The 6,216-nt window shown below is 44.4% G+C and carries 4 protein-coding genes, 3 pseudogenes and 1 other annotated feature; of the genes and pseudogenes, 5 read left to right on the forward strand and 2 right to left on the reverse strand.

Annotation, left to right across the window (positions count from 1 at the left end; genetic code table 11):
• Window positions 1–195: 195 nt before the first annotated feature.
• Window positions 196–1,605 carry a TIGR00341 family protein gene (locus HYG88_RS14890; RefSeq protein ID WP_087548432.1) on the forward strand — a complete coding sequence of 470 codons (1,410 nt, stop codon included), beginning with the start codon at window positions 196–198 and terminating at the stop codon, window positions 1,603–1,605.
• A 32-nt stretch (window positions 1,606–1,637) separates the two neighbouring features.
• Here HYG88_RS14890 and HYG88_RS14895 read toward each other — a convergent pair.
• Window positions 1,638–2,474, reverse strand: a pseudogene (locus HYG88_RS14895) (BCCT family transporter); the annotation flags it as partial.
• A gap of 250 nt (window positions 2,475–2,724) precedes the next feature.
• Here HYG88_RS14895 and HYG88_RS14900 point away from each other — a divergent pair.
• The 4 genes and pseudogenes from HYG88_RS14900 (at window position 2,725) to HYG88_RS14915 (ending at window position 6,106) form a co-directional block, all read left to right on the forward strand.
• Window positions 2,725–3,291, forward strand: a complete 567-nt coding sequence (locus tag HYG88_RS14900) for a recombinase family protein (RefSeq protein WP_006581699.1) — start codon at window positions 2,725–2,727, stop codon at window positions 3,289–3,291.
• A 182-nt stretch (window positions 3,292–3,473) separates the two neighbouring features.
• Window positions 3,474–4,446: pseudogene (locus HYG88_RS14905) on the forward strand (IS3 family transposase).
• Window positions 3,763–3,879: a sequence feature (AL1L pseudoknot), on the forward strand. It overlaps the preceding pseudogene by 117 nt.
• 151 nt (window positions 4,447–4,597) lie before the next feature.
• Window positions 4,598–5,812, forward strand: coding sequence for a chloramphenicol/florfenicol efflux MFS transporter FloR (gene floR, locus HYG88_RS14910; RefSeq protein ID WP_000214119.1), 1,215 nt, complete (start codon window positions 4,598–4,600; stop codon window positions 5,810–5,812).
• 27 nt (window positions 5,813–5,839) lie between these two features.
• Window positions 5,840–6,106, forward strand: a complete 267-nt coding sequence (locus HYG88_RS14915) for a LysR family transcriptional regulator (protein ID WP_077170324.1) — start codon at window positions 5,840–5,842, stop codon at window positions 6,104–6,106.
• Between the two features lie 35 nt (window positions 6,107–6,141).
• Here HYG88_RS14915 and HYG88_RS14920 read toward each other — a convergent pair.
• Window positions 6,142–6,216 (reverse strand): annotated as a pseudogene (locus tag HYG88_RS14920) (IS6 family transposase); the annotation flags it as partial.

Consider the following 6,216-nt stretch of genomic DNA (forward strand, 5'->3'; position numbering starts at 1 on the left):
GACAAGCATCGTCATTTTATTATGGTCAGCCTCAGGGTGAAGTGTGTCTAATCAACAGGGTTTTCGGTCTCTAAGTACTTTTTAAAGGGAACATCATCGACTCAAATCTCTATTTGCAACAGTGCCATCACGAGGACCAAAAATCGACTGAGATTAAAGGTCTTTCCACAGATGGATAAAAAGTAGGATGTTAAATTGACCAACACCTCTAATAAACACAACTCCTCCTTTAATTATACAAGTAGATTAAGACGTGCACGCCATCGCTTTAGTCTGCTGGAAGATAAGGCAGAAGATGATGAAATCGAGCGTCGTATTCGTGATGGGATTGAGCTATCAGGAGCCATTCCCTGGATTTTAATATTCGCTATTTTTATTGCATCAGTCGGATTAAATATCAATTCAACAGCTGTGATTATTGGCGCAATGCTAATTTCTCCACTTATGGGACCGATCATGGGGGTGGGGCTGGGTGTAGCAGTTTATGACTTTAAACTGGTAAAACGGGCACTCTTCAACCTAGGTATTGCAACACTGATCAGCTTGGTCGTATCCACTCTATATTTCTCGATATCACCCCTCGATAATGCACAATCTGAACTTTTATCACGAACTAGCCCAACCGTTTGGGATGTGTTCATCGCATTATTTGGTGGATTGGCAGGAATCATTGGGATCACTCGAGAAGAAAAATCAAATGTTATTCCAGGGGTGGCGATTGCTACAGCATTGATGCCACCTGTCTGTACTGCTGGATTTGGTATTGCAACTGGACAGTGGAGCTTTGTTGGTGGTGCACTGTATTTATATACCATCAATTGTGTGTTCATCAGTTTGGCAACTATTATCGGTATCCGGATTTTAAGGTTAAAGCCACATAGTTTTGCTGACGAAAAAGTAGAAAGACGTGTAAAAATATCTTTGCTGATGATCGCAATGGTGACCGCAATTCCAAGTGCCTATCTGGCGACTAAATTAGTTAATGAAGAAGTTTTTAAATCAACTGCCAACAAATTCATTACACAAGAATTTACCTTTAAAGAAACACAAGTCGCCAGTTCAAAAATTGATAGCAAGACACGGACCATTGAGTTGGCTTTAGTCGGTTTGCCCTTAAGTCAGGCGACGTTGCAGAATATTGAAGGGAGACTTGCTGTTGCAAATCTCGAAGGAACTAAAATTATTGTGCATCAAACCAATGATGATAAGGTTGATGTGACTGCCTTAAAATCTGGGGTATTGAGTGATTTGTATCTGAATGGACAAGAAGCCCTGCGCCAAAAGGATGAACAGGTAAAACAATTACAGCAAGAATTAAGGGTGAAAAATGCTTTATTTGCCAATGCAAATGATGTTTTTGCAGAGCTACGTGCACAGCATCCCACTGTAAGCTCTATTTTTCTAGGACAAGGCATTGATTTACCGACTGATCCCAATCAAAAGCAAATACTGCAACTTAGTGTGAGAACATCTGAACCACTATCGAGTGAAGATCAAATTCGCATTGAAAATTGGTTCAAGGTTAGAATGAAGACGGATGCTGTACTATTAAATTTTTTGGTAAATCAAGATATTGTTAATCAAAAAGATAGCAGTTCAAACTAATACTTGTTAATTTGAACTGCTATGTAGATTGTTTAATTACGGACTACATTTAAAAAATACAAGTGGCGTTCGTATTGATCAATAATGTCCTGGAGTAAATCTTCTTGTGTCCATTCCATGACATTGTAGTTTTTCCCCCCTTCTTTTAGAAAAACTTCCGCTTTGTAATATTTCAGAGAGAGGCTACTTTCGTCATCGAGCATAAAACTCGGAGCTCGTGTTTCAGTAGCCACGACTTGATAGATGAAGTTGATTTCATTTTGATGATCTACTTTCAGTAATAGCCCCCCATCAACCTCACGGATTGAAACATCCAGATTCCGGCGCTGAAATTCATGTTTTATGTTCTGAAAAGCCTGATGAACATTCTGATGAATATAGGCTGTTACTTCGGCTTTAGAATGTGGGTAATGCATAATTAAACCTAGACGCTGTTGCCAGCTTCTTGGGTTTTGTATAGCTCGTGGTGTGATCCTAGCACTTTGTAGGGCCTGTACTTTTAAGACATCTAAACGTAGTGCCTTGATTAACCCCCAGCACAATAACAGCATAATGAAAGTAAAAGGCAAGGCACTCATGATCACTGCAGATTGCAAGGCACTTAAACCACCAACGATCAGCAAGATAATAGAAAGAACAGCAATCACAGCTGTCCAGAACAAACGTTGCCAAACAGGGGAGTGCTCCGTTTTAGCCGTAAGGTAATCTGTGATCAAGGCTCCTGAATCAGCCGAAGTAACAAAAAACAGGAAGATCAGGAGGGTAGCAACCAGACTGGATACACTAGAGAGAGGTAAAGTCTTTAAAAATTCGAATAAGGCAACAGAAGAATCTTTTTCTACAGCCAATACTAGACTGGAATGATTTTGAACCGTACCGGGTTTGTCGGAGACTTTTTTATTTAAGTTAGGCCACCTGACCTAACGGGTTAATCTTATCATTGAACCGTACTGGGTTTATCGGAGAGAAGTTTTTAATATCTAAATTTATGTAACTATAGAGTATAGCCTAACGGAACAAAATAAAGTCTTAAAAAGCAACTCAAAAACCGTATTTATAGACTTAATATTTAATTTCGGTACAATATGTATTTAATTATCTAAACTCTAACGGTACAGAATGCCTAATCAGGTCGGATATATTCGAGTCAGTTCAACTGAACAAAATACTGAACGTCAATTAGATGGAATCAGCCTGGATAAGACCTTTACTGAAAAGGCAAGCGGTGGTAGCCGTGAACGTCCTCAGTTAAATGCAATGCTCGACTATCTGCGTGAAGGTGATACGGTGCATGTTCATAGTATTGATCGTCTGGCACGTAATACAAATGATCTGAACGAAATTGTGAATAGTCTGAATGATCGTGGTATAACCATTATTTTTCATAAAGAGAATTTGACCTTCAGTCATGATGTAGCACAATCGGCAATAAATAAACTCATGTTTCAGATGCTTGCTGCATTTGCAGAGTTTGAACGCTCCATGATCCGTGAGCGTCAAAAGGAAGGAATTGCAAAAGCCAAAGCGAAGGGCTTATATAAGGGAAGAAAGCGGAAGGTTGACTATGTTGAAATACGAAAAGCAATGGCTGAAGAAAATTCAACATTTAGAGGTGTTGCAGAAAAGTTTAAAGTAGGGATAGCAACAGTACAAAGAGCTTTAAAAGAAGAAACTAATAATCAATAAGGTTGATTAATGAAGACGCTTAGATATTCAAATTTAGAAAAGATCATGACCATTTATACTGAAATTTCTACTTATATTACATTTCATAATGCGACTGGTTTAACAGATATAAATAAATCAATGGAAGATTTTTGAACCGTACCGGGTTTGTCGGAGACCAAGCTTTCTGAGAGAATGTCCCGATGAAAAAAGTAAAATATACCCCTGAAATCAGAGAAAGAGCGGTTCAATTATTGATTGAATCCGAGAAAGATTATCCATCGAATTGGGCTGCGATCACCGCTATTGCTCCCTGAGCAGTATACTGCGCAAGGGTTGTACTCCTGAAACACTACGTGTTTGGTATCAAAAATATTTAGATAAACAAAATCCAGTTAAAGTACAGCAGCTTTCAGACCAAGAACGTATCAAACAACTCGAACGCGAAAATAAAGAACTGCAACGCGCCAATGAAATTCTACGTAAAGCAGCCGCTTTTTTCGCCCAGGCGGAGCTCGACCGCCCACACAAATAATGGTGGATTTTATCCATAATAATAAAGAGCTGTACGGAGTCGAGGCGATTTGTAGAATTTTACCGATCGCACCTTCAACCTATTACCGGACTCTAGATCTCTGTGAAAATCCAGAACATCGAGCAAAGCGAGATTTACATGACTTGCATCATGCTGAGGAGATTAAACGAATTTGGAAGGAAAGTTCAGGTCGGTATGGTGTACGTAAAGTCTGGCAAAAACTGAAACGTGAAGGCTATATTATTGCGCGCTGTACTGTTGCTCGATTAATGCAAAAGCTAGGTATAAAAGGTGTTTGGCGTGGTAAGAACAAACAAACCACCCGTAGCCGAGATGATCAAAAACGAGCGGATGACTTGGTAAAACGTAATTTTACTGCTGATCATCCTGACCAACTGTGGGTGAGTGACTTTACGTATATTCAAACAAATTCAGGCTGGGTTTATACTGCATTTATTATTGATGTGTTCTCACGAGCAATTGTTGGATGGAAAGTATCGACACGGATGAATACAGATATGGTGCTCGATGCATTGGAGCAAGCATTTAGGGCGGCAGAGGGGGCTGGAACGCTGAGTGCGCCCATGCCGCATTGCGAAGCAAAAGATAATCGGATAAAATGTAGCAATTCATATTCGTAAGCGTGGAGTAATCAGATGGGAAATTCCAAGTCAGCAGACAAGTAAGCCGCAACAACCAGTATTGTTGTTGCGGCGCTCTGTAAGGCTAGTCTCATCTGATTGCTGACGAGCAGACGTCGCCCGGTATTCCTTAATCGAGGGTTGATTCGTCATGACCACCACACGCCCCGCGTGGGCCTATACGCTGCCGGCAGCACTGCTGCTGATGGCTCCTTTCGACATCCTCGCTTCACTGGCGATGGATATTTATCTCCCTGTCGTTCCAGCGATGCCCGGCATCCTGAACACGACGCCCGCTATGATCCAACTCACGTTGAGCCTCTATATGGTGATGCTCGGCGTGGGCCAGGTGATTTTTGGTCCGCTCTCAGACAGAATCGGGCGACGGCCAATTCTACTTGCGGGCGCAACGGCTTTCGTCATTGCGTCTCTGGGAGCAGCTTGGTCTTCAACTGCACCGGCCTTTGTCGCTTTCCGTCTACTTCAAGCAGTGGGCGCGTCGGCCATGCTGGTGGCGACGTTCGCGACGGTTCGCGACGTTTATGCCAACCGTCCTGAGGGTGTCGTCATCTACGGCCTTTTCAGTTCGATGCTGGCGTTCGTGCCTGCGCTCGGCCCTATCGCCGGAGCATTGATCGGCGAGTTCTTGGGATGGCAGGCGATATTCATTACTTTGGCTATACTGGCGATGCTCGCACTCCTAAATGCGGGTTTCAGGTGGCACGAAACCCGCCCTCTGGATCAAGTCAAGACGCGCCGATCTGTCTTGCCGATCTTCGCGAGTCCGGCTTTTTGGGTTTACACTGTCGGCTTTAGCGCCGGTATGGGCACCTTCTTCGTCTTCTTCTCGACGGCTCCCCGTGTGCTCATAGGCCAAGCGGAATATTCCGAGATCGGATTCAGCTTTGCCTTCGCCACTGTCGCGCTTGTAATGATCGTGACAACCCGTTTCGCGAAGTCCTTTGTCGCCAGATGGGGCATCGCAGGATGCGTGGCGCGTGGGATGGCGTTGCTTGTTTGCGGAGCGGTCCTGTTGGGGATCGGCGAACTTTACGGCTCGCCGTCATTCCTCACCTTCATCCTACCGATGTGGGTTGTCGCGGTCGGTATTGTCTTCACGGTGTCCGTTACCGCGAACGGCGCTTTGGCAGAGTTCGACGACATCGCGGGATCAGCGGTCGCGTTCTACTTCTGCGTTCAAAGCCTGATAGTCAGCATTGTCGGGACATTGGCGGTGGCACTTTTAAACGGTGACACAGCGTGGCCCGTGATCTGTTACGCCACGGCGATGGCGGTACTGGTTTCGTTGGGGCTGGTGCTCCTTCGGCTCCGTGGGGCTGCCACCGAGAAGTCGCCAGTCGTCTAACCGACGACTGGTAGCAGGCCCGCTCCGATGCGGCGCACTAACCATCGAAACCTCGTGAATGTCGGTATCCTGTCTGGCAGGATACCGCTCATTTCCCTTGTTCAGTTCATCGCCGTCGCCGAGCATCTGAATTTTCGGCATGCGGCCAAGGCACTTGGTATCAGCCAGTCGAGCGTCAGCGCGCGTGTGAAAGCGCTGGAGGATAACCTTGGTGTCCTGCTATTTGAGCGCCATGCGCGGGGCGTTCGGCTAACAGACGCAGGCAGGCACTTCATGGGGCACTGTTGCAAATAGAGATTTGAGTCGATGATGTTCCCTTTAAAAAGTACTTAGAGACCGAAAACCCTGTTGATTAGACACACTTCACCCTGAGGCTGACCATAATAAAATGACGATGCTTGTCC

It is taken from the genome of Acinetobacter sp. SwsAc4, assembly GCF_013391535.1.
Classification (GTDB): Bacteria; Pseudomonadota; Gammaproteobacteria; order Pseudomonadales; family Moraxellaceae; genus Acinetobacter.